At 58.5% G+C, this 20725-nt stretch carries 19 protein-coding genes and 1 tRNA gene; 8 read left to right on the forward strand and 12 right to left on the reverse strand.

All coding sequences use genetic code 11. The annotated features are described in order from the left end of the window. Positions 1-238: 238 nt before the first annotated feature. From P9M14_04370 to P9M14_04380, 3 genes are read right to left on the reverse strand one after another with little or no spacing between them, the layout of a single operon-like run. The gene (locus tag P9M14_04370; GenBank protein ID MDP8254961.1) at positions 239-823 is read right to left on the reverse strand and encodes a hypothetical protein; all 585 of its coding nucleotides are present in this window, start codon (positions 821-823) and stop codon (positions 239-241) included. 13 nt (positions 824-836) lie between these two features. Next, positions 837-1262, reverse strand: coding sequence for an SxtJ family membrane protein (locus P9M14_04375; protein MDP8254962.1), 426 nt, complete (start codon positions 1260-1262; stop codon positions 837-839). A 3-nt stretch (positions 1263-1265) separates the two neighbouring features. Next, positions 1266-3086, reverse strand: coding sequence for a carbamoyltransferase (locus P9M14_04380; protein MDP8254963.1), 1821 nt, complete (start codon positions 3084-3086; stop codon positions 1266-1268). Positions 3087-3204: 118 nt separating this feature from the next. Here P9M14_04380 and P9M14_04385 point away from each other — a divergent pair. Beyond that, positions 3205-3278 (forward strand) — tRNA-Arg (locus P9M14_04385). A gap of 27 nt (positions 3279-3305) precedes the next feature. Here P9M14_04385 and P9M14_04390 read toward each other — a convergent pair. Genes P9M14_04390 through P9M14_04405 form a run of 4 tightly spaced genes read right to left on the reverse strand, consistent with a single transcriptional unit; the run spans position 3306 to position 8200 of the window. Beyond that, positions 3306-4319: a DUF3187 family protein gene (locus P9M14_04390; protein MDP8254964.1), complete on the reverse strand. Its 1014-nt coding sequence runs from the start codon at positions 4317-4319 to the stop codon at positions 3306-3308. After that, a complete protein-coding gene (locus tag P9M14_04395) occupies positions 4282-5877 on the reverse strand; it encodes an SGNH/GDSL hydrolase family protein (protein ID MDP8254965.1) in 1596 nt (531 codons plus the stop codon). The genes P9M14_04390 and P9M14_04395 overlap by 38 nt, the downstream gene beginning before the upstream one ends. Continuing rightward, positions 5874-7445 carry an SGNH/GDSL hydrolase family protein gene (locus P9M14_04400; GenBank protein ID MDP8254966.1) on the reverse strand — a complete coding sequence of 524 codons (1572 nt, stop codon included), beginning with the start codon at positions 7443-7445 and terminating at the stop codon, positions 5874-5876. Before P9M14_04400 ends, P9M14_04395 begins: the two co-directional genes overlap by 4 nt. Further along, positions 7442-8200 carry a nucleoside phosphorylase gene (locus tag P9M14_04405; protein MDP8254967.1) on the reverse strand — a complete coding sequence of 253 codons (759 nt, stop codon included), beginning with the start codon at positions 8198-8200 and terminating at the stop codon, positions 7442-7444. The genes P9M14_04400 and P9M14_04405 overlap by 4 nt, the downstream gene beginning before the upstream one ends. 56 nt (positions 8201-8256) lie before the next feature. On the opposite strand from P9M14_04405, the gene P9M14_04410 reads away from it, so the two are divergent. The 3 genes from P9M14_04410 to P9M14_04420 all read left to right on the forward strand — a co-directional run bounded on the left by P9M14_04410 (position 8257) and on the right by P9M14_04420 (position 12213). Further along, positions 8257-8544 carry a hypothetical protein gene (locus P9M14_04410; protein MDP8254968.1) on the forward strand — a complete coding sequence of 96 codons (288 nt, stop codon included), beginning with the start codon at positions 8257-8259 and terminating at the stop codon, positions 8542-8544. 76 nt (positions 8545-8620) lie between these two features. Next, a complete protein-coding gene (locus P9M14_04415; GenBank protein ID MDP8254969.1) occupies positions 8621-9151 on the forward strand; it encodes a hypothetical protein in 531 nt (176 codons plus the stop codon). A 377-nt stretch (positions 9152-9528) separates the two neighbouring features. After that, the gene (locus P9M14_04420) at positions 9529-12213 is read left to right on the forward strand and encodes a PHP domain-containing protein (GenBank protein ID MDP8254970.1); all 2685 of its coding nucleotides are present in this window, start codon (positions 9529-9531) and stop codon (positions 12211-12213) included. A 173-nt stretch (positions 12214-12386) separates the two neighbouring features. Here the strand turns inward: P9M14_04420 and P9M14_04425 are convergent, their stop codons facing one another. After that, positions 12387-13292, reverse strand: a complete 906-nt coding sequence (locus P9M14_04425) for a TIGR01777 family oxidoreductase (GenBank protein MDP8254971.1) — start codon at positions 13290-13292, stop codon at positions 12387-12389. A gap of 287 nt (positions 13293-13579) precedes the next feature. Here P9M14_04425 and P9M14_04430 point away from each other — a divergent pair, with 287 nt between their 5' ends. From P9M14_04430 to P9M14_04445, 4 genes are read left to right on the forward strand one after another with little or no spacing between them, the layout of a single operon-like run. After that, positions 13580-14611, forward strand: a complete 1032-nt coding sequence (locus P9M14_04430; protein MDP8254972.1) for a Gfo/Idh/MocA family oxidoreductase — start codon at positions 13580-13582, stop codon at positions 14609-14611. A gap of 2 nt (positions 14612-14613) precedes the next feature. Beyond that, complete coding sequence (locus P9M14_04435; GenBank protein MDP8254973.1) at positions 14614-15396, forward strand: DapH/DapD/GlmU-related protein; 783 nt, start codon at positions 14614-14616, stop codon at positions 15394-15396. Positions 15397-15437: 41 nt separating this feature from the next. Further along, positions 15438-16142 (forward strand): glycosyltransferase family 2 protein, encoded by a 705-nt coding sequence (locus P9M14_04440; GenBank protein MDP8254974.1) that lies wholly within the window; start codon positions 15438-15440, stop codon positions 16140-16142. Continuing rightward, positions 16139-17236 (forward strand): DegT/DnrJ/EryC1/StrS family aminotransferase, encoded by a 1098-nt coding sequence (locus P9M14_04445; GenBank protein MDP8254975.1) that lies wholly within the window; start codon positions 16139-16141, stop codon positions 17234-17236. Before P9M14_04440 ends, P9M14_04445 begins: the two co-directional genes overlap by 4 nt. Before the next feature lie 26 nt (positions 17237-17262). On the opposite strand, the gene P9M14_04450 is transcribed toward P9M14_04445, so the two are convergent. Genes P9M14_04450 through P9M14_04465 form a run of 4 tightly spaced genes read right to left on the reverse strand, consistent with a single transcriptional unit; the run spans position 17263 to position 20715 of the window. Next, positions 17263-18849: an alkaline phosphatase gene (locus P9M14_04450; protein ID MDP8254976.1), complete on the reverse strand. Its 1587-nt coding sequence runs from the start codon at positions 18847-18849 to the stop codon at positions 17263-17265. Between the two features lie 10 nt (positions 18850-18859). Continuing rightward, positions 18860-19336, reverse strand: a complete 477-nt coding sequence (rfaE2, locus tag P9M14_04455; protein MDP8254977.1) for a D-glycero-beta-D-manno-heptose 1-phosphate adenylyltransferase — start codon at positions 19334-19336, stop codon at positions 18860-18862. Positions 19337-19339: 3 nt separating this feature from the next. Continuing rightward, a complete protein-coding gene (locus P9M14_04460) occupies positions 19340-20386 on the reverse strand; it encodes an OmpA family protein (protein MDP8254978.1) in 1047 nt (348 codons plus the stop codon). Continuing rightward, entirely contained in the window at positions 20383-20715 is a 333-nt protein-coding gene (locus tag P9M14_04465; GenBank protein ID MDP8254979.1) for a hypothetical protein, read from the reverse strand. Before P9M14_04465 ends, P9M14_04460 begins: the two co-directional genes overlap by 4 nt. Between the last annotated feature and the right edge of the window lie 10 nt (positions 20716-20725).

Consider the following 20725-nt stretch of genomic DNA (forward strand, 5'->3'; position numbering starts at 1 on the left):
TATATGAACATCGCATGGAGCCAAATCGCGATTACCAAGTAATATCAACGACTATACGCGCTTCGTAACCTATACGAAATCTGTGATTTGAAATCCCAATTCGCATGCAAGTCCTAAAGTATTTTACCAAGGGTGGGATGTTAAATCTCTGAATAATAAAGACAAAATTTGGTAAAACAGCGAAAAAGCAGACTTGAGGCGTTACTTCAACTCTCAGCGTATAGTAGTTGAAACGAAATCAGTTTTGGCGGCCTTCAATGGCGTTGAGCACGATGGCGCTGGCCACGCCCAGGCGGCGGTCGAATTGGCGCCCGGTGTCGGGGCTGAAATCGACGGTCACTTTGAGCACAAAGGGGTTGAAATTCTGCTTGTATTGGGCCACAACCTGGTCGCCGAAGGTCGCGGTGTACTTCTGCGGCAGCAGCGATCCCAGGTCGAAGAAGCGTCGCAGCAGGGCCAGGGCGGTGCTGTCCTCCTGGATCATGCCGATGGGCTGGTCAGTCGCGTCGCAGATGGTGTACTCGTCGCGCAGCATCGACTTGAGCCCCTTGCGCTGGAGCATGCCGACCTTCTCGCCGGTCTGCGAGTCGAACACATCGTAGGCCGCGCTGATGTCGAGAATCTGCCGCGCCTGGATCCGCAGCAGCTCGAACTGCTTGTCTTCACCCGTGAAAACCCGGATGTCTTCCTTGAGCTTGAACGCCTTGAGCTCGGTGTAAAAGCAGAGCTGCTCAGCGCTGTCAAAGATATGAAAAGCCGCGCCCAGCACCTTGAGCACCTTGCGGCGAATCACGTAGACATCGTTTGCAAATCGCGGATCCATTATTACCTCCAGGCTAGAACCGACGCTCGTAAAGCTCCGGATTATAGTCTCTTTTTGGGAATTCAAGCCAGTATGTAGGCGCTGATTTGTCGAACTTTTTTTCGATCAGGTCGGCCCGTAAAAGCCGCGCGAGCAGCCCCGAGGGCGTAAGCACCAGGAAGAAAAATACGGTCAAAACCAGCCGCGTGGTGAACCAGCCCAGGCCCATGGCCAGCTTCATCCAGACCCGATATAGCGGGGTCAGGCCCTTGGGAAACACCAGGCCCAGCAGGCCCAAACCAGCCCCGATACCAACTAGATAGGGCCAGGCATTGCCGTGTTTATAGGCTGAGATGCAGGCCAGCAGGCCCAGGAATCCGGTGAGCAGCACACCGAAGTCGATGATCTGTTTGCGCTCGGCAATGCGCGCTTTGAGCTCTTTATCGCTAAGCTGTGCCATCAATCAATCCAGCTCATAGGTTTCGCGCCAGTCGCGTTGTTCTTTCCAAGGCTTTTGCACCGTCTTATCCAGTAGATAGGGCCCGACCGCCAGGTAGTCCATGTCAGTGCGCATAAAGCAGACAAAGGCGTCGTCCGGCGAACAGACGATGGGCTCGCCGCGCACGTTGAAGCTGGTGTTGATGATCACCGGGCAGCCGGTCAAGTCGTCGAAAGCCTTGATCATTTCGTAGTACAGCGGGTTGTCTTCGCGCGATACGGTCTGGAGTCGCGCCGAGTTGTTGACGTGGGTGATCGCCGGCACCTCGCTGCGGATAACCCGTAGTTTATCAAGACCTTGGGCAGCTTGATCCTCGTCGGATAGCTCGCGCAGCTTGTCGGCCTTAACGTCGGCGACCATCAGCATATAGGGGCTCTCGCCGTCGAAATCGAACCAATCGGCGACCTTATCGGCCAGCACGGTGGGCGCAAAGGGCCGGAAGCTCTCGCGAAATTTGATTTTGAGATTCATCACGGTCTGCATGTCGCGGCTGCGCGCGTCGCCGATGATCGAGCGTGAGCCCAGAGCCCGCGGCCCGAACTCGGTGCGGCCCTGGAACCAGCCGACCACCTTGTTGTCGGCGATCAGCTCGGCCACCCGCCCGGGAATTTGCCCCTGGTCGAGCAGCGTGTAGACCGCGCCGCGCTCGTCGAGTTGGCCCTTGATCTCGTCGGGTTCAAAGCCTGGTCCCAGGTAGCTGGCGTGCTGCAGGTCGGACTTGCCGTCGACCTGTCGTGGCTGGCCCTGGAGCACGTGCCAGACGAACAGCGCCGCGCCCAGCGCGCCTCCGGCGTCGCCTGCCGCGGGTTGGATCCAGACCTCGTCGAACGGACCTTCGCGCAGTAGTCTGCCGTTGCCCACGCAGTTGAGCGCCACGCCGCCGGCCAGGCACAGCTTGCTTAGGCCGGTGCGCTGGTGGGTGTGCCGCGCAATGTGCAGCATCGCGGTTTCGGTGACCTCCTGGATCGAACGCGCAACATCCATGTAGAACGTGTCGATCTTGGATTCGCCTTTGCGCGGCGGCCTGCCCAACAGCTTGTGGAAACGTCTGCTGGTCATGCGCAGGCCGGCCACGTAGTCGAAGTAGCGCATGTCGAGCTTGAACGAGCCGTCGTCGCGCAGGTCGATCAGGTTCTCGAGGATCAGGTCCACGTACTTGGGCTCGCCGTAGGGCGCCAGACCCATCAGCTTGTACTCGCCGAAGTTGACCTTGAACCCGCAGTAGTAGGTGAACGCCGAGTAGAGCAGCCCCAGGGAGTGCGGGAAGCGGATCTCCTGGTCGATGCGCAGCTCGTTGCCCGAGCCGCTGCCGATGGAGGTGGTGGTCCACTCGCCCACGCCGTCCAGGGTGATGATCGCCGCCTCGGGATAGGGGCTGGGGAAGAACGCTGAGGCCGCGTGGCTCTCGTGATGCTCGGGCATGTAGATCGGGCCCTGATAATCGTCGAGCTCGCGGCGGATCATCTCGGGCACCATCAGCTTGTGCTTGAGCCACATTGGGATCGCCATCATGAAGCTGCGCAGGCCGCGCGGCGCGTAGGCCAGATAGCTTTTCAAGATCCGCTCGAACTTGATAAACGGTTTGTCGTAGAACGCCACCGCGTCCAGATCGTGCGGCCCGATGCCCGCTGTTTTCAGGCAATATTCGATGGCATTCGCCGGATAGCCCGGGTCGTGCTTAAGCCGCGAGAACCGCTCCTCCTGGGCCGCGGCGACGATCCGGCCGTCTTGCAACAACGCGGCCGCGGAGTCGTGGTAAAAGGCGCTGATTCCCAGGATATTCATCGCAGATTCGGCTCCTCGGGGTTGAAGCAACGTTGGTACCATGCCCGGAGTACACGTTCAAGTTTTGGAATAGGCACTTGAGCCTTTTTTGCCGTCGGGCATATAATCCATGCTTCAAGCGCCCGTAGCTCAGCTGGATAGAGCAGCGGACTTCTAATCCGCAGGTCGCAGGTTCGAGTCCTGCCGGGCGCGCGAAAAACCACCCATGCGAATCTTCGTTCAGCGGCCACCCGTTATTTTGATTCCGCAGAACAGGCTCAGGTCGGGCGTGGCGTCGAACCACATCAGGTTCTCCACCGCCCCGAGTTCCAGCGAGCAACCCTGGGCAAGGGTGAAACGCAGGCCCGCGGCAAGCAGCAGGCCCGCGTTGCCCATGTCGCCGAAGTCCTCGAACGCAGGGGAGTCGTAGATCAATTGAACGCTCAGCGTGCAGCTTTTGCTCAGGGCAAGCTGCGGCGCCAGCAGCAGCGAACTCAGCCCCCGGCGCAGCCGTATCCCGGCCAGGTTGCGCTCGCGTCCGATGTGCGTATAGGCGGCGTTGAGGTGCATTGCGAACCTCTTGTACTGCCAGCTCAGTGCCAGTCCGAGCTGCGGCTCGAACCACGGCGGCCGGAAGTAGCACGAGCCTCCCAGGGCCAGCGGCAGGCTGGAGCCCACGGTCAGCGCCAGTGCCGGCCCGACCGGCATGCGGTCCAGCAGCGCCAGCGTCAGGCACAGCGATGGGTTGAGCGGCAGGGCCCAGGGACTGCCCTCATTGAGCAATTCTGTCCGCTTGCCTCGCGGCGCAACCCACAGCTCCTGATCGTTGCGCGGATAGCGCGAGCGGTGTTCCTGATCAATGCCGAACGCTGAGTGGAAGCGCATGATCGCCGCGTCCATGCTGCCGCCTTTGTGCCACAGCATCGGTATGTCCAAGCCCAGTTCCATGTGGCGACCCAAGGCTAAGCTGCCGTACAAGTCGAGCACCGTGGTCTCAAGGTCAATGCGGTAGTTGGGCTGCGGGCCACCCTGCCAGCCCCAGTGGTTGGCGTGAGTCAGTGTGGCGCGCAGTGCGGTCTGCTGCTGCGCCACGCGGCCGCTGCGCGGCAGCAACAGCATGTGCGGCAGGTGGGCGATCCCCTGATGGCGCACCAGCAGCGGGCCGTCCAGCGGATACTGCACGTCCGCAGCTCCGGCCGGCAACGCGACCAGCAGGCTAAAGGCTATCAGTATCGTGAAGAGGACGTTGCGCATGCTCCACGTCGATCAGCTGCCGGGAGACCAGGAAATTGGCAATCAGCTCGGCAACGAATTTGTTCCCCTGGATATTAGGGTGAACCAGATCAAAGAAAAAGGGAGCGAAAAAATCATGTCCGCGTTTGTCGAACCAGGCCTTGAGATCGAACAGTGGGACGTGGCTTTGCTCGGCAAAAGCGCAGGTCGCCCGATGGATCGGATACTGATTAATACAGCCCGGGGAAAAGGGTTCGGAGACCAGCACCAGCTCGATGGAGCGGCTGTGGCAGCTGCGCCTGATGTCCTCAAGGTTGAGTAGGTAGTCCTCGGGCCGTTCCTGTTTCGGAGTATTGATATCGCGGTGGATCTTGACCCCCTCGACGACTCTGCTCAGCCCTTGGATCAGTGCCGATTGGGCGAGGGGGTTGGCTGGATCGGACAGCGGCGAGAGGTTCCAGCTACGCTCCAGGGCATTGTAGCGGCTGCGAATCAGCGGCGGATGGTTGAACTGGTCGTTGAATCCGACGTAGGCGATGATCATTTCGGGTTCGAAAAAGACCATCAGGTTTTCGACCAACAGTGAGATCTGAAAGGTGCCGAATGCGCTCACCCCGCCGTTGAGCACCTCCACCGCGTCGTATTCACGCTCGTGCAGCGCGAGCTCGAGCTGCGCCGGCCAAGCCTGAGGCGGTTTGATCCCGCAGTCGCCGATGGTCGCCGAACCGCCCACCGCAATGATCCGGTAGACTCCCGCGGGTTTGTCCAGCTCCGCGCGCTCAATGCCGCGCAGCGGCGCCAGCCTGTTCACGATCTGGCACACCACCTCCTCTTTATTAGCCGGCGGAGTCCAGAGGATGGACTCGGTGATCGCCGTGGGCGCGCCCATGTCCATCGGCTTCAGGTGCGGCTCCAGGTAGCTGTTCCCGAGCAGGGACTCGGCCAGCGCGAGAAAGGCCAGGGCCACGCAGAACAGACCGAGGTTGGGATTGCGCAGTCGATGGCCCATTTCCACAAGCTGGTAACCCAACAGCACCGGGCCGGACAGGGCCAGAGTCACCAGCCAGCCGTTGAGCGCCGGGGGAGGCTCGATGCTGAAGTGGCGCCAGGTGAAATAGAGCGCAGCGGGCAGAAAGCACCAGGCCGCGCGCCGGCCAAGCTCGGCCTGGCCCCGGCTGCGGGGCCGGGCGAGAAGCACCGCCGCCGCCAGCAGCAGGAGGATCGCGCAGGTGTGCAGCGGGTCGGAGCCCGTCGCCCACCAAACGCAGACCAGGACCAGGATCGGTCCGAGCACGGTCAGCAGGGTGCTGCCGTACGACAGCCTGCTGAACAGGCCCCTGCGGCGCAGTATGAAGCTGATCCTGAACAACAAGTAGAGCGGGACGGCCAGTTGCAGAAAGGCCTCTCGATGAGGGTTGCCCAGGGCCAGCCCGAGCATAATCACCCAGATCGGCGAGGTGTGCAGCAGACCCAACCCAAGGGCGCTGGAGTAGTTGATGCGCGCCAGCCGGGCCACGAGCCAGGCCTCGAGCGGGAGCGCCGCGAATACCGCCAGCAGCGGAAGGTCGATGCGGTTCATCGGCGGCCTGACTCTTGGTCCAGGGGGACAAGCCGGTTTTGCACAAGGAAATTGGAGATGATCTGGGCCATCAGCCGACCGCCGTGCTCGTTGGGATGCACGTTGTCGATAAAGCAGTCCTCAAATAACTGCTGCCCACGGGATGCGAACCAGGCGTGCATATCAAAAAACGAAACCTCATTGGCTTCAGCGAAATCCGCCAACCGCTCATAGATCAAGTTTCGTCCCTTGCTCGGAGTGAATGCCTCACTCACGATCACCATTCGTATGCCATGACGATCACAGAGCTTTTTAATGTCTCGCAGGTTCGCCTCCAGCAAAAGGGTCATGTCGCTCTGTTGCTGCTCAATGGGTTTTTCGCGGCGGATATGGACACCCTCGACAATGCGGCACAGGCCTTGCGCCAGGGCCGAGGCTGCCAGGGTTCCCTCGGGATCGTTGAACAGCGAGTACTTCCAGCGCCAATTCTCCTCGTCCCAAAGTTCGCGATAGACGTATTCGTGGCGATTGCTGTCATTGACGCCGATGTACAGCAGCAGCATGTCGGGCTCGAAGTGGACCAGCACGGTCCGCAGCATCAGCAGGATGCGGAACGAACCCCAGGCGTCGATGCCGACGTTGATCACCTGGGATGCGGACGAGCCGCATCGTCCGAGGTCCTTTCCCAGCTGCTCGGGCCATCGGTTCTGTTGCTCGACGTAGACCATTGCCGTTGCCGAGCCGCCAGCCGCGAAAATGCGGTATTCGCCAGGCCTTTTGGCGTTGGGAATGGACCTTGGCCACTCGAAGGGAAGGTCGCGGCCCAGAGTCATTGAATTAAGCTCAGCCTGGTTTCGTGGCGGAACCCAGATGTAAGCGGTGGCCACCGGACTGGGATCGCCCAGGTCCATCGGTCGCAGGTGCGAGGCCAGTCCACTTTGTTCGAGCATGCCGTCGGCAAGCACCAGAAAGGCCAGGGCGATGAAAAAAAGGCTGCTGTTGGGCCGTCGCACCAGAAGGTCACTGTCGAGGATCTGGTAGCCGACCAGGACCGGTCCCGAAAGCCCGAGGGGCAATAGCCACCAGGGGATGGCGCGTTCGAACCCCGGGCCGTCAAACGTCCACCAACTGAAGACCAGCGCCGCAGGTAGAAACGCCCAACCCAGGCGGCGTAGTAGCGATGGTCCATCGGCCCTGCCGGGCCAGGCCAAAACGAGCCCCATGATCAGCAGCAGTAGGGCGGGAAAACCGCGGGTGCTGCACCAAGGGAGAATCAAGGCCACGGACCATGTGCTCAAGACCAAGCCAAGGATGGCCAGTGGAGCACCGCCGCGTGAGCTAAGCCGTAGAATTCCCAAGCGCTTGAGCACGAAGCCGACCCTGAAAACAGCATAAAATCCCAGCCCCAGTTTCACGAAGGGAACACGGTGCGGATTGTCCGCACTGAGCAATATCAGCGGCAGCCAGGCTGGAAGGGCGTGCGCAAAGCCGCTGAGCAAACATGTAAGGTAGCGGCTTTTAGCGATGATCGAGATCAACAACGCCTCGAGCAACAGGGCTGCTGTAACGATCAGCAGTAGTTGGATCATCCGGCGAGGCCGCCTTGTTCGAGGAAGTCGGCCAGCAGCTCGCTCGCGCGCTCGATCCGTTTGCGCACGGTAGGCAGCATTGATCCGGGTTTCCACAACTTGCCGTGCACCAGGTCCGAGACGATCAGCAGCGGGACGATCGAGCGGCCGCCGCGAAACTTCGCCACGGCACACAGGGCCGAGAGTTCCATCTCCACGGCGATCAATCCCTGGGCCCGCAGCTCTGCGAGCTTGCCGCGGGTCTCGCGGAATAAGGCGTCGGTGGTCCAGACCCGGCCTGAGAACGCTTGCTCGCCGTGATCGCCTAAAAAGCGCAGCAGCTCGGCGCAGCCTTGGGGATCGCTGTTGAATACGCGTTGGCGGGAGAAGTAGTGGCGGCTGGTTCCCTCGCCGGAAAGCGCGGAATCGGGCACGATTAGCGAGCCGAGCTTGGCGAACGGTTGCAGACTGCCGCAGCTTCCCACGGGCAGCAGGCTGTGCGTGCCGCAGGCGAACAGAATCTCGGCCACGGCAGCGGCCAGTGGAGCGCCCATCGTCGGTCCGACCAGGCCCACGCCGTTGGACTTTCGCGGCGGGTAGTAACGCGCGGTGACGATCGCCTTGCCGCGCTCGTCCAGGCCCAGCCGCCGGCGCAGACGATCGGTCATACGCTGGTCAAAGGTCATCACCACGCGCTTGGCCGTACGGCCGATCAGCGGCGCGAAAAACCGTGGCGAAATCAGCGCCCGGTCGGAATCTGCAACAGGCTTTCCCATGTCGAAGCACATCGCTTATATTGGATGCCTCCATATATCACATTTCGGGGGCGTAAGTGAGCATCGGTCGCATCCTCGGCGGGTTGGCAGCGGCGTTCGTGATCGTATTGGGGCTGCTGTTTCTGATCAGCTTTTCGGTCTCGCAAAGCGTGGGCGTGCTCGTCGTCGGCCTGCTGATGGTCGGCCTGGGCGTGCTGCTGTTGCTGGTCCTCTTCGTCTGGCGCAAGCCCACCCAAGTGCGCGTCACCGAGCGCACGGAGATCGTGCAGAAGGTCGACCTCTCCGGCGAGCTCACGCCCGAGCAGCTCACTCCTGCGGGGCCGAGCTGGATCAGCGCGCGGTGACCGTCGATCCCAGCGGCGCAGTGGTGATCAGCTGCCCCTACTGTTCGAGCACCTACCATCTGGCGGAGAAACCCAAATGGTGAGAATGCCTCTGCGATGCGTACTGGGGGCGCTGGCCCTGCTGTTGCTTTTGGTGCAGCCGGCGTGGGCAAACTACCTATTCACACTGGAGAGCGAGACCGTCGACGTCTGGATCCGGCCCGATGCCTCGCTGCTGCTGGACTACCAGTTCGTGTTCCAGAACAGCCCCTCCGTGTCGGGCATCGATGTGGTCGACGTGGGACTGCCTCAGCGCAGCTACTCGCTGAGCAGCTTTGAGGCCTGGGTCAACAACAACCCTGTGAACGACATCCGACCAAGCGAGTACGTGGACATCGGTGTAGAGGTGCACCTCGAGCCCTACATCATCACCCGCGGGGCCAAGGGCACAGTGCGCGTGCGCGGGATCGTCGAGCAGATGGTCTATCCCGACGACTACGACGAGAACTACGTGTCCGTGGAGTTCGTGCCCACAACCGCGAGTTCGCACCGGAAAAGTGCGCGGACTGCGCCGACCTCGCTGTCTGCGGCGGCGGATGCCCGCTGTACGTCAAGAACCAACAGATGATCTGCGCCGAAAGCGGCAGCAACGGCTGAGGAAGGCGGCACTCGTCGGCTTAGAGTAAATATCGATTATCGTACGCTAAATGTCATTCTGAGGCCTTTGGCCGAAGGACCTACGCACGCATTATGAATTTGCCTTGAAACGCTGATAACTTTAAATATTCAGTTAGTTACGAGATGATTAAGTAACGTGTCCCCAACACTCCCAACTATGTTAAATATTGTCTCTGAAATTCCATATAAATTACTAGTAGTAATGATTTTTGTTTGACTTAAAGCATGCTTAGGGCATATTATTCATGTGTTGCTTGTGACAAGAATTTTAGAAGTAATTTAACCTAAGCTTAGATTTGGAATAAAATGCTGCCATAGGGGATCAGTATGAGAGTAAAAGAAGTGATAGAGTCCATATTAAGCCAACCCACGGGTGCCAAATATTTCAAGTGTGATTTACACTTACACTCCAAATATTCGAAGGAGACCGGTAAAGAGCTTCCTAGCGTGAAGGATATAATTGACACAGCAGTCAATAGAAAACTGGATATAATATCTATAACAGACCACAACAATGTTGAGTCGTATATTGAGGCAGCAACATATATTAGGGAGAATCAAGTTCCAATCGGTCTAATACCTGGCTTTGAGCTTTCTATAGGGATAACACAGCTACATTTACTGGCATTTTTCCCTACATTAAGTTCTGATGATGCAACGAAAGACTCCATGTCTGAAGCCTTAAAGGATCTTGGAATAAATCTTCAAACACAAAAAGCATCTCCATCCTCTGCTAATACTCATTTATCACCTATTGATGCATTAGGTGTCTTAATAAAATATAATGCTCAGGTGATTGTCGCCCATGTTGACAAAGGATTTGAAAGTTGGAAGGGAATTGTTAGAGATAATTTCTATAATTCAGAGAATCTTCGAGGCTTTGAATATATTGATGAATTGCCACCTAGTATTACTAATATATGTAGGAAAAAATGTAATATTATATCATCAGATGCCCATAGTCTTGAAATGATAGCTGCACGAACAACTCTGATTAAAGCTGATGTAAATAACTACCATGGATTATTTGCAGCGTTAGAGGATCCAGAATACCGGGTGTTCTTAAAGAGCCAAGAGATCGAACATTCATATATTGTTGGCTTAAAAGTTATTGGGGGAGAAAAAACAAATAGGAAAGATTTACAAAAGGGGGGAATGCTAAATGATTTTTGCGTTCGATTTAGCCCTAACCTAAATTGCCTAATAGGAGAGAGAGGTACTTTTAAAAGCTCTATTATTCAGTTTATCAAAGCCTCATTATGTAAATTGGAGGAAGATTATTCGTTTGATGAGATTTCTGAGGGAAATTTAAAAAAGGAATTGCAAAAGACGGGAAAGTTTATTGAGGAAGTTCTTGGAGAAAATGGAAGGATCTATATTCTGGTCCAAGCTACCCCAAAAACGATATACATTATTGAAACCATATATGAGAATAAGAAGATTCGGAGAATTGTCTATGATGAGTATGGCATTGAACAAGCTAGAAAGTCATACGACATGATACAGGCAGATGTATATGGACATGAAGAAGTTAAGGAAAATGCAACAAGTCTTGTTAATCAAGAGAAAATAATTGATGCAATTTTGGATGAAGTGCAAGGTTATAATATCAAAGAAAAAGCACGTTTAGCAACTTTAAAAATGAATAGAGAGAGAATTGAAAAGGTGCAACAAAGTAGCAAAGAGTATAAGGAATACGAAAAGAGAAACGAAAGGCTGATAGAACAAAGAAAAAACATCTCAATTTCTGATGATCTGAAAGTATTTGTAAAAGATAGAGAAGGAATTAATGGTTGGTATAAAGCGATTATAAGATCAATAGATAAGACTATTGATTGTATCAGGGGGATATTGCCAGAAGAGAAATTAGCCAGTATAGATTGCCCTCCTTGTGAAAATAAGGATGTTACTAGGATATATAACAAAACACTGATAGAAATTGAAGAAGCTGAAAAAGAATTAAAGACCCAGATTGATATCCTTATAAGTATGATGCTGGATAAAAAGCAAACAATAACTGATAATAACGAGAAGGCTGTAAAGATCATTTCAGATGAATTTAAAACGAAGTATCCATCAGCAAACATAATAACAAATCAGGAAATGAAAAATAATTTAATGATATATGATGAGCTGACTGGAAAAATTGAAGATAAGACTGGTAAAATGAAGGAATTAATGAAAGATATAGATAGCAAGGGACGGCTTGAGAATGATCGAAACGACATGATAAAGGAGATAGAATCGGAAGCATTGAAACGATATTCAGTAAGAAAGAAATATGGAGAGGGAGTTACGAAGAATACAAAGCTAATTAGGGTAGGATGGAAGAAAAATGGGAACAAAGAGTCTTATATAAGCTTTTTAGCAAATAGACTACAGGGTTCTGGTGCACAATATGAAAATCACATATGTAAAATTGCAGATCAGTTATCTCCTGCGAGATTAGCGGAATTAATCAAGAATAATGATGCTTCAACCATGACAAGAGAAACGGGAATAAAACAAGAAATGGTTAATAAAATATTAGGACATAAGACTTTTATAGACTGCCAATATGAGCTTCACGAAATCATATTAAGAGACTCTCCTCAAATACAATTCAATGATAGAGGAACATGGAAAAACCTAGAAAGCTTGTCAGACGGTCAAAAGGCAACAGTATTACTAACATTAATACTAGAGAAGCCAGAAAACGCATTGATTATCGATCAACCAGAGGATGACATAGATAATAAAGTGATATACGAAGAGATAGTAAATAAATTGAGGCAGAGAAAGCTTTCGAAACAAATTATTGTATCGACACACCAGGCCAATATTCCTGTACTAGGCGATGCAGAGAAGATCGTAGTATTAAAATCCGATGGATACCACGGTTCACTAGAACAGGAAGGATGTGTGGAAACGCCGAATATTATTAAGTACATATTGAATATTATGGAAGGTGGGAAAGAGGCGTTTGAAAGAAGAAGCAATAAATATAAAATCGGCAACCTAATAGAAAGATAATTCTGTGGAAATAATCTTAAATGAAGGTTAGGTAATAAATACTACGGCTTTATTGGTAAGGCGGCCGTCGTTGCGAATAATAACGAGGTACATACCGGTGCCGGCGATTTGGGTGTAGCGTTCCATGGCCCACCGGAACAAGGGTGGGTAAGAGGGGAAATATAGAGCGACCGTCAGAGATACTTCCGCAGCGTCTGTTCCAGTGAGCGGTTTTGGATGTCGAAGCCTTGTTCGATGGTGCGTTTGGGCAGCACGTGTTGGCCTTCGAGCAGCACGTCGGCCCCCTCTTTGAACAGCATCTTCAGGACGAACGGCGGCGCGTCGATCCAGGATTTGCGGCCCAGGATCTCGCCGACCTTGTCGGTGAGTGTGCGCATTTTTACAGGTGCGGGTGAGGTGCCGTTGAGTGTGCCGCTGACATCGTCGTTGTCCAGGGCGTACATGTAGAGGTTTACCAGATCCTCGATGTCGATCCATGAGACCCACTGGTCCCCGCTGCCCACGGTGCCGCCGATGTGGCGGTGGAAGTTATCGGCGATCTTGGACAGCGCACCGGCGCCCGGCCCGAGCGCCACGCCGCTACGGATTATGGCTACGCGTGACCCGAAACCAGCGGCCTTTTGCGCCTCTATTTCCCAGTCCACGCAGAGCTTGGCCAAAAAGTCATCGCCCGGCGGCGAGCTTTCAGAAAACCCGGGACGTTCGCTCGATCCGTAATAGCCCACTGCCGAGGCGCTGACCAGCGCTGAGGGCGGCTTTTCGGCCAGGCCCATGGCCACGACCAGGGAGCGGGTCGTGGTTACCCGCGATTCGTAGACCTCGTTCTTGTAGCCTTCGGTCCAGCGCTTTCCGGCGATGGGCGCTCCAGCGAGGTTGATTACCTTCTCGACCTTAAACAGCGCGTCACCGGAGCGCAGGCTGTCCCAGCTCTCGACCTCGACCTTGCTGCCGAACATTTCTTTGGTGCTGCCCGCGTTGCGCGTGACGATCACCGGAATGTCGCCGCGCTCGATCAGCTTGAAAACGATCTCGCGCCCGATAAATCCTGTGCCTCCGGTCAGCAGTACACGCATTGACATCGGGTTACCCCCATGGCTGATCGATTGATTTATTGCGATTCCAAATAATATAACCCAGGCGAGCCGTTGCCGGTCAAGTCCAAAGATGTGTGTTATCGCGGGTCCGTGCCAGGCTTGTCTAGCTGCGAGCAGTTCGGTTAAAGTCAATCCGCCATGGCACTGTGGATCATCGTACCGGTCTACAACGAGTTCGATGCGACCCCGCAGCTTCTCGAGCAGCTCAACGACGATCGTTTCTTTCGTCAACGGAGTCCGGCTCGGCTGACTCGAACCAGGAGTTATTTTAGATGAGTGCGCAGCGTAAACCGTTCAATATCGGCGTGGTGGGCCTGGGCCACTGGGGACCGAACCACGTCAGAGTTTTCTCCCAGCTGCCGGACTCGCAGGTGACCTGGGTCTGCGACAGCGACCGCAGCCGGGCAGCGGTTGTGAGCAACAGCGCGCCCCAGGCGCGTTTTACCGCCGACCTGGCCGATCTGTTGGCCGACCCGCAGCTTGACGCGCTGGTGGTCTCCACGCCCACCGCGACTCACGCGAAGATCGTGCGCCGGGCAATGAAAGCGGGCAAGGACGTGTTGTGCGAAAAGCCGCTGTGCCAAACCCTGCGCCAGTCCACAGCCTTGGCCCAATTGGCTGAGCGAGAGAGCCGGGTGCTGATGACCGGCCACATCTTTTTGTTTCACGCCGCGGTGGCCGAGCTGAAGAAACTGCACGCGAGCGGCGCCCTGGGCAAGCTGCACTACATGCACGCCGAGCGCACCAACCTGGGGCCGTTCCGTTACGACGTGGGCGCGGTCCACGACCTGGCGTCCCACGACATCTCGATCTTCAACTGGCTGCTCAACGCAGAGCCCGAGGCGGTTAACGCCGTGGGACGCTCGTCGCTGCAACAGGGGATCGAGGACTACGCCTTTGTCACGTTGCACTATCCGCAGGGCATAATCGCCCACGTGCACGCCAGTTGGCTCAACCCGCGCAAGGTGCGCGAGATCACGATCGTCGGCGATAAGCAGATGGTGGTCTTCGACGACCTGAGCCCGATCGGGCCCATCGCGCTGTACCGCAAGACCGTGGTGCGCCAGAGCTACGCTGACTTCGGCGAGTTCAACCTGCTGGCGCGCGAGGGCGACTTGCACTTCCCCAAGGTGCAGATGCGCGAGCCGCTCAAGGCCCAGGCCGAGTCGTTCCTGCGCGCGTTGCGCACCAGGCGCGTGCGCAAATCCGACCCGCAGTTCTCGCTGGGCGTGATGCGCGTACTCGACGCGGTACAGCGTTCCATGCGGCGCAACGGCGCCCGCGTGGCGCTCAAGGAGGGCTGAAGATGAAGGACGGTAAACCGCAGGCGATCGGCGAGAACGTATCGATCGGCACGGGCTGCGTCTTCGGCCGCAACGTGATCATCGGCGACAACGTAGAACTCGGGGAGCGCTGCATCATCGGCGATAACGTCGAACTGCGCGAGTGCCGATTGGGCGGCGGCGTGCGCGTGGAGCGCAACGCCTTGGTCGGCTACTCCACGCTTACCGGCTGGTTTTCCACCGGACGGCGCGAGGTCGAGGACGACCCGGGAATCGCCGAGTTGGGCGAGGACTGCCTGGTGCGTACCGACGCGGTGATCTATCGCGGCGCGCGCATAGGCGCGTCGTGCTGGATCAACCACAAGGCCCTGGTGCGCGAGCGCTCGCGGATCGGCCACCACACCTCCGTCGGCTCGATGGTCGATGTGGAGGGCTACTGCAGCATCGGCAACTACTGCTCGATCAACAGCCAGGCCTACGTGGCGGCCAAGAGCTCCCTTGGCGACTACGTGTTCATGGGGCCGCAGTCGGTGACCACCAACGACAACCCGATCGGCTACCGCCGCGACCTGCCCGACCCGATGCAGGGGCCCAAGATCGGCTTCGGCGTGAGCATCGGCGCGCGAGCCGTGATCCTGCCGCGCGTACTGCTGGGCATGGAGGTGGTGATCGGCGCCGGTGCGGTCGTGACCTCAGACGTGCCCGACGGCATGCTGGCCTATGGCGTGCCCGCGCGCGTGATGGGCCCGGTTCCCGAGGACTGGCACTTGCCGCGCGAGGTCCGTCAAAGCTACGGACGCGGCTGAACGCGCGAGCGGGAGGGATCATCGACTTTCACGGACTGAAGGTGCTGACCTGCCCCGTGGCCTTTAACGAGCGGGCCAAGATCGGGCGGGTGATAGATCGCTTGCAGGCAGCAAATCTGCCGCACGTGGCCCTGGGCGACGACGGCTCGGATGACGGCACTACCGAATTGGCGCGCGAACGCGGCGTCGAGCTGGTGCGGCACGAACAACGCCGCGGCGTGGGCGCGATGATCCGCACGGTGATCGGCCACGCGCGCGAGGCGGGCTACGACGTGCTGGTGATCATGGCCGGCAACGATAAAGACGAGCCGGCCCAGGCCCAGCGACTGGTCGCGCCGATCGCCCGTGGCGAGGCCGACATCGTCCAGGGCTCGCGCTATCTGCCCGGCGGGGAGTTCGGCAACATGCCGCTCTACCGCCAGCTGAGCACGCGTCTGATCCATCCGCTGCTGTTTTCGCTTTTGGCCCGCAAGCGGATGACCGACACTACCAACGGCTTTCGCGCGATTCGGCTTTCGATCTTCGACGATCCGCGGCTGGCCATTGACCAGCCCTGGCTCGATCAATACGAGCTGGAGGTCTACCTGCTGTTCAAGGCGTTGCGCCTGGGCTACCGTGTGATCGAGGCGCCGGTGAGCAAAATTTATCCCGAGCACGACCTGGGCTACACCAAGATGCGGCCGCTCAGCGGCTGGTGGAGCATCCTGCGGCCGCTGTTTTTGCTCGGACTGGGGATCCGCAAATGAAAGTGAACTTTGTCGATCTGCAGGCCCAGTTGAATACGATACGCGACGAGGTAAGCGCCGCGATGCTCGATGTGGTCGACCGCACGGCGTTTGTCCTGGGTCCGACGCTGCGCAATTTTGAGGAGCGGTTCGCCGACTATATCGGCATGCGGCACTGCCTGGGAGTCAGCTCGGGGCTCGACGCCCTGGCGCTGGCCCTGGCGGCGCTCGACGTCGGCCCGGGCGACGAGGTGATCACCGCGGCCAACACCTACATTGCCACTGCCCTGGCGATCTCCAAGGTCGGGGCGCGGCCGGTGCTGGTCGAGATGGACGAGTTCTACAACATCGATCCGACCCGCGTGGAGGCGGCGATTACGCCGCGCACCAAGGCGATTTTGCCGGTGCATCTCTACGGCCAGTCCGCAAATATCGGGCCGATCCTCGAACTGGCGCGCGAGCGCGGGCTCAAGGTTGTCGAGGACGCTGCCCAGGCCCATGGCGCGTACTATGGCGAGCAGCGCTGCGGTTCGCTGGGCGACGTGGGCTGCTTCAGCTTTTACCCGGGCAAGAATCTCGGGGCCTACGGCGACGGCGGTGCGGTTGTTACGGACAATGACGAGATCCGGCAGCGGATCAGCACGCTGCGCGATTACGGTCAGCAGGGCAAATACGTACATCTGGTCAAGGGCGGCAATCATCGCCTGGACGATCTGCAGGCCGCGGTGTTGGGGGTAAAGCTGCGTTACCTCGACCAGTGGAATCAGTCCCGGGTCCAGGCCGCACAGCGTTACGGCGAGCTGCTGGACGACTCCAAACTGACGCTGCCGAAGCGCGCCGATTGGGGCACGCACGTCTATCATCTCTACGTGGTGCGCGCGCCGCAACGCGACGAGCTGTTGCAGTTCATGGCAAGCCGCGAGGTCTATTGCGGGATTCACTACCCCACGCCGTTACATTTGCAGCCGGCTTACGCCGACCTCGGTCTTGGACAAGGCGCGTTCCCGCGCACCGAACAGGCGGCCGGGGAGCTGCTCTCGCTGCCGATGTTCCCGGAGATCACGCCCGAGCAGCAGGCGTTCGTGGCCCAGGGAATCGCGGAGTTCTACGCATAGCCCGCATTTATAATGCGGGCCAGCCGCTATTGCATCGCAGCTTTCATCGCCAGGAAAATTTCGGTGTTGTCCATCCAGCCCGCGAGATGTTGCGAGCCCGGGCCCACTGCGCCCACGGTCACCGGCGCGTGGGAGTGCGCGCCCGTGGCCCAGACCAGGTTGGTCTGCAATCCAAGCTCGGTTGCCAGTTGCGCCGAGCGCCGGGTGTCGATGTAGGGGTAGTAGTACTGCCGGTAGCCGCAGTCGAGTTCAAAGCACTGATCGTTGTTCCGGTCGGCAAACGCCAGCACCCGCGTCGCGGCCTGAAAGTCCAGCTTATACGACGTATGCTGCTCGACCAGCGAGATCAGGGTCGCCGGGTCGTTGTCGCCAAGCATTGCGCGGTCGATCAGCCAGTTGTACGAGTGCTGCTGCCAGCCCAGGGCGCGCACGTCGTGAAAGGTCGGCCAGACGAACGTCTCCTCGACGTTGACCGTTTTTTGGCAGACCTCGTCGAATGTGGTGTAGCCCTCGCCCTCGGCCGCAGTCCCCGCACGATAGGTCAGGGCCGGACCGCCCGTGGCGTGGTCCGCGGTGACGATCAGCAGGGTCCGCGGGTGTTGCTCGAGATAGCCTTGCAGCAGTCCCAGAGTGCGGTTGGCCTCGAGCATCTCCGAGAGGTACCAGCCCGGATCGTTGGCGTGGGCCGCGTAGTCGACCTGGGCCGACTCGACCATCAGGAAAAAGCCGTCCGGGTCGCGTCCGAGCACGTCCAGCGCCGCGCGGGTCAGCCCCTCGAGAGTCGGGAGGTCATACTCGGCGTCCTCGGCCAGTCGATCGACTGAGGGCGGAAATACGCTGCCGCTGAACAACCCGAGCAGCTTGCCCTCGGGCAATGCGCCAAGCGACTCGAGCTGCGACTTGGTGAAGACGACCTGATAGCTAAGCTCCGCGGCGCGATCGAGCCGATTGTTCTCGTCCTTGCGCTTGCTCGGCGAGTCCAGGGCTGCGTTGATCGGCGCGAAATCCGAGGCCTTGCTCTGGGCCGGAATCCAGGCGTTGATCCCGCCGCCGAGCAGCACGTCAACTCCGCGCTCGAGCAGCTGGTCGGCCACGGCCGGCTCGTCAAGGTGCGTGGCCAGACACGAGGCAAAGGCCGCGGGCGTGGAGTGGGTTACGCGCGTGGTGCTGATCAGGCCGGTGGCCCAGCCGCGGCGTTTGGCCGCGTCGACGATCGTGGTCGTGCAGCGTCCCTGGGGATCCATCCCCAGTTTGCCCGGGTCGGTTTTAATCCCCGAGGAAAGCGCGGTGGCGCTGGAGGCCGAATCGCTGGTCACATTATTTGTGCCGTAGGTCGTAACCAGACCGAGCACCCCTTGGTCGTAGAGCTCGGCGAAGCGGTTGGGACCGCTGTCGGTGGCGAGCAAGTAAGCGTCGAGCAGGGTCAACGCCTCGGGACCCATGCCGTCGACGATCAGCAGCACGATCGAGTCCGCGCCGCGCGGCGGCTCGGGCGTGGGCACGGGCGTGGGCACGGGCACGGGCACGGGCGCGGGCGCTGTGGGCTCCACCCGTTGGCAGGCCGCAAACAGCAGCAGTGCGGCCATGATCGTCGCAATCATCGCGCGTCTCATCGTCGTCCCTCTATTTTTCAAGCCTCTGTATGCGCTTGAGCATGTTTGTCGAGCTATAGCCTTGCGTTAGTTCTGCAATGAATACGCGTCCGCCGCGGGCTTCGACGGCCTGGCGTCCGATGATTTTATCTGGCGGCCAGTCCGCGCCCTTGACCAGCACGTCGGGTTGCAGCAGCTCGATAATTTGCAGCGGGTCGGGCTCGTCGAAGAATGTGACGTAGTCCACATGCTCAAGCCCGGAAAGCAGCTCTGCACGGCGCTCCTGCGGGATCAACGGCCGGTCCGGGCCCTTGAGACGCGCCACGCTGGCGTCGGTGTTGATACCCACCACCAGCAGGTCGCCCTGTGCGCGGGCCTGGGTCAGGTAGCGCGCATGCCCCAGGTGCATCAGGTCGAAGCAGCCGTTGGTGAATACGACGCATTGCCCCTGCGCGCGTCGGCGCTCGAGGATGCGCGCCAGCCGATTAGCTTTAAGAATGCTGCCCATCGGCTACTGCATGAAGATGAATTCGATGCGTCGGTTGCGCGACCTGCCGCTGGATGACGAATTGGAGGCGATCGGCTTGGTCCCGCCGAAACCGATGGCGATCAGCCGTTCGGGCGTCACCCCCTGCTCGATCAAGTAGCGCCGCACGGCGTCGGCCTGAAGTTGCGAGAACTCGCGGTTGCGCGCAGCGTCGCCGCGGTCGGCAGTATGCCCCTCGATGCGCACGCGGATCTCCGGGTTGTCCGCCAGTACTTGGGCGAACTGATCGAGGTTGCGCTTGGAGCTGCGCGTCAGCCGATCGTTGTGGCCGGTGAACCCGACCTTGCCCACGACGATGATCTTGCTGATCGTGGGGATCACGTCCGGGCAGCCGTCGTCGTCGAGGTAGCCGTTGTAGATCTCCGGCTCGTTGGGGCAGTAGTCCTCGCTGTCGAGGAAGCCGTCGCCGTCGTTGTCCGGGTCAGGCACGCCGTCGGTGTCCTGAAAACCGTCCAGATCTTCAGGCAGCATCGGCGCCAGGTCGAGCTTGTCGGGCACGCCGTCGCCGTCGTTGTCCAGGTCGGGCACGCCGTCGGTATCCTGGTAGCCGTCGTAGTCCTCGGCGCGGTTGGGGTCGCCGTCGATCTCGTCGGGGATGCCGTCGCCGTCGTTGTCCGGGTCGGGCACGCCGTCGTCGTCGAGAAAGCCGTCGATGTCCTCGGCCTCGAACGGCGCGCCGTCGGCGCTGTCGCTTGTGCCGTCGCCGTCAATGTCCGAGTCGCATCCCAGCTCGGGCTCGAGTCGGTCCAGGGCGTCGCGGGCCTTGTTTAAATGGTCCTCGGCCGTGACGAAGTCGCGGTTGGTCAAGGTGATCTCAACGTAGCGCAGGTGCGTCTCGGCGCTGGCAAAGTCGCTGGGACCGCACCAGCGGCCGTTTTGACTGGAGGCGTAATCCAGCCGGATTTTCAGCGCATCAAGCTGGTCCACGTAGCGGCTGCCGCCGCAAGAGCACAGCAGCACGGCCAGCCCGGCCAGCAAGGATATCGCGCAGAGCGAGCGGCCGCGGCTCATTGTTCCGAGGGGTGGAAGGCCGAGGCGTTGCGCAACGCCCGCTCGCCGTGTTTGATCGACAGCCGGGCCAAGTCCAGTGCCCGGTCGCGTTGGCGCTTATCCACCTGTTCCTGGGCCATCATCAGATAAAGTTCAGCGCAGCGGTAATTGTAGGAGTCGATCTGCAGCGCGCCAGCCGCCTTCGCCTGGTCGACCACCTGACCGGCCTGGTTCAGCGTCACCTCGAGCACCAACTCCGACTCGGGCAGGACCGAACGATGGCAGGTCATGCCGCTGCAGATAAACAGCAGCGCGATCAGCGCGAGCAATGCTGGACCGATACGTCTCACAACAGCTATT

The sequence above is a fragment of the Candidatus Alcyoniella australis genome, assembly GCA_030765605.1.
Lineage (GTDB): Bacteria > Lernaellota > Lernaellaia > JAVCCG01 > Alcyoniellaceae > Alcyoniella > Alcyoniella australis.

What these genes read in the sequence shown, in the direction of transcription:
- P9M14_04370 (MDP8254961.1), bottom strand. Translation starts at nt 823, where the DNA reads ATGGATCCGCGATTTGCAAACGATGTCTACGTGATTCGCCGCAAGGTG.
- P9M14_04375 (MDP8254962.1), bottom strand. Translation starts at nt 1,262, where the DNA reads ATGGCACAGCTTAGCGATAAAGAGCTCAAAGCGCGCATTGCCGAGCGC.
- P9M14_04380 (MDP8254963.1), bottom strand. Translation starts at nt 3,086, where the DNA reads ATGAATATCCTGGGAATCAGCGCCTTTTACCACGACTCCGCGGCCGCG.
- P9M14_04390 (MDP8254964.1), bottom strand. Translation starts at nt 4,319, where the DNA reads ATGCGCAACGTCCTCTTCACGATACTGATAGCCTTTAGCCTGCTGGTC.
- P9M14_04395 (MDP8254965.1), bottom strand. Translation starts at nt 5,877, where the DNA reads ATGAACCGCATCGACCTTCCGCTGCTGGCGGTATTCGCGGCGCTCCCG.
- P9M14_04400 (MDP8254966.1), bottom strand. Translation starts at nt 7,445, where the DNA reads ATGATCCAACTACTGCTGATCGTTACAGCAGCCCTGTTGCTCGAGGCG.
- P9M14_04405 (MDP8254967.1), bottom strand. Translation starts at nt 8,200, where the DNA reads ATGGGAAAGCCTGTTGCAGATTCCGACCGGGCGCTGATTTCGCCACGG.
- P9M14_04415 (MDP8254969.1), top strand. Translation starts at nt 8,621, where the DNA reads ATGGTGAGAATGCCTCTGCGATGCGTACTGGGGGCGCTGGCCCTGCTG.
- P9M14_04420 (MDP8254970.1), top strand. Translation starts at nt 9,529, where the DNA reads ATGAGAGTAAAAGAAGTGATAGAGTCCATATTAAGCCAACCCACGGGT.
- P9M14_04425 (MDP8254971.1), bottom strand. Translation starts at nt 13,292, where the DNA reads ATGTCAATGCGTGTACTGCTGACCGGAGGCACAGGATTTATCGGGCGC.
- P9M14_04430 (MDP8254972.1), top strand. Translation starts at nt 13,580, where the DNA reads ATGAGTGCGCAGCGTAAACCGTTCAATATCGGCGTGGTGGGCCTGGGC.
- P9M14_04435 (MDP8254973.1), top strand. Translation starts at nt 14,614, where the DNA reads ATGAAGGACGGTAAACCGCAGGCGATCGGCGAGAACGTATCGATCGGC.
- P9M14_04445 (MDP8254975.1), top strand. Translation starts at nt 16,139, where the DNA reads ATGAAAGTGAACTTTGTCGATCTGCAGGCCCAGTTGAATACGATACGC.
- P9M14_04450 (MDP8254976.1), bottom strand. Translation starts at nt 18,849, where the DNA reads ATGAGACGCGCGATGATTGCGACGATCATGGCCGCACTGCTGCTGTTT.
- rfaE2 (MDP8254977.1), bottom strand. Translation starts at nt 19,336, where the DNA reads ATGGGCAGCATTCTTAAAGCTAATCGGCTGGCGCGCATCCTCGAGCGC.
- P9M14_04460 (MDP8254978.1), bottom strand. Translation starts at nt 20,386, where the DNA reads ATGAGCCGCGGCCGCTCGCTCTGCGCGATATCCTTGCTGGCCGGGCTG.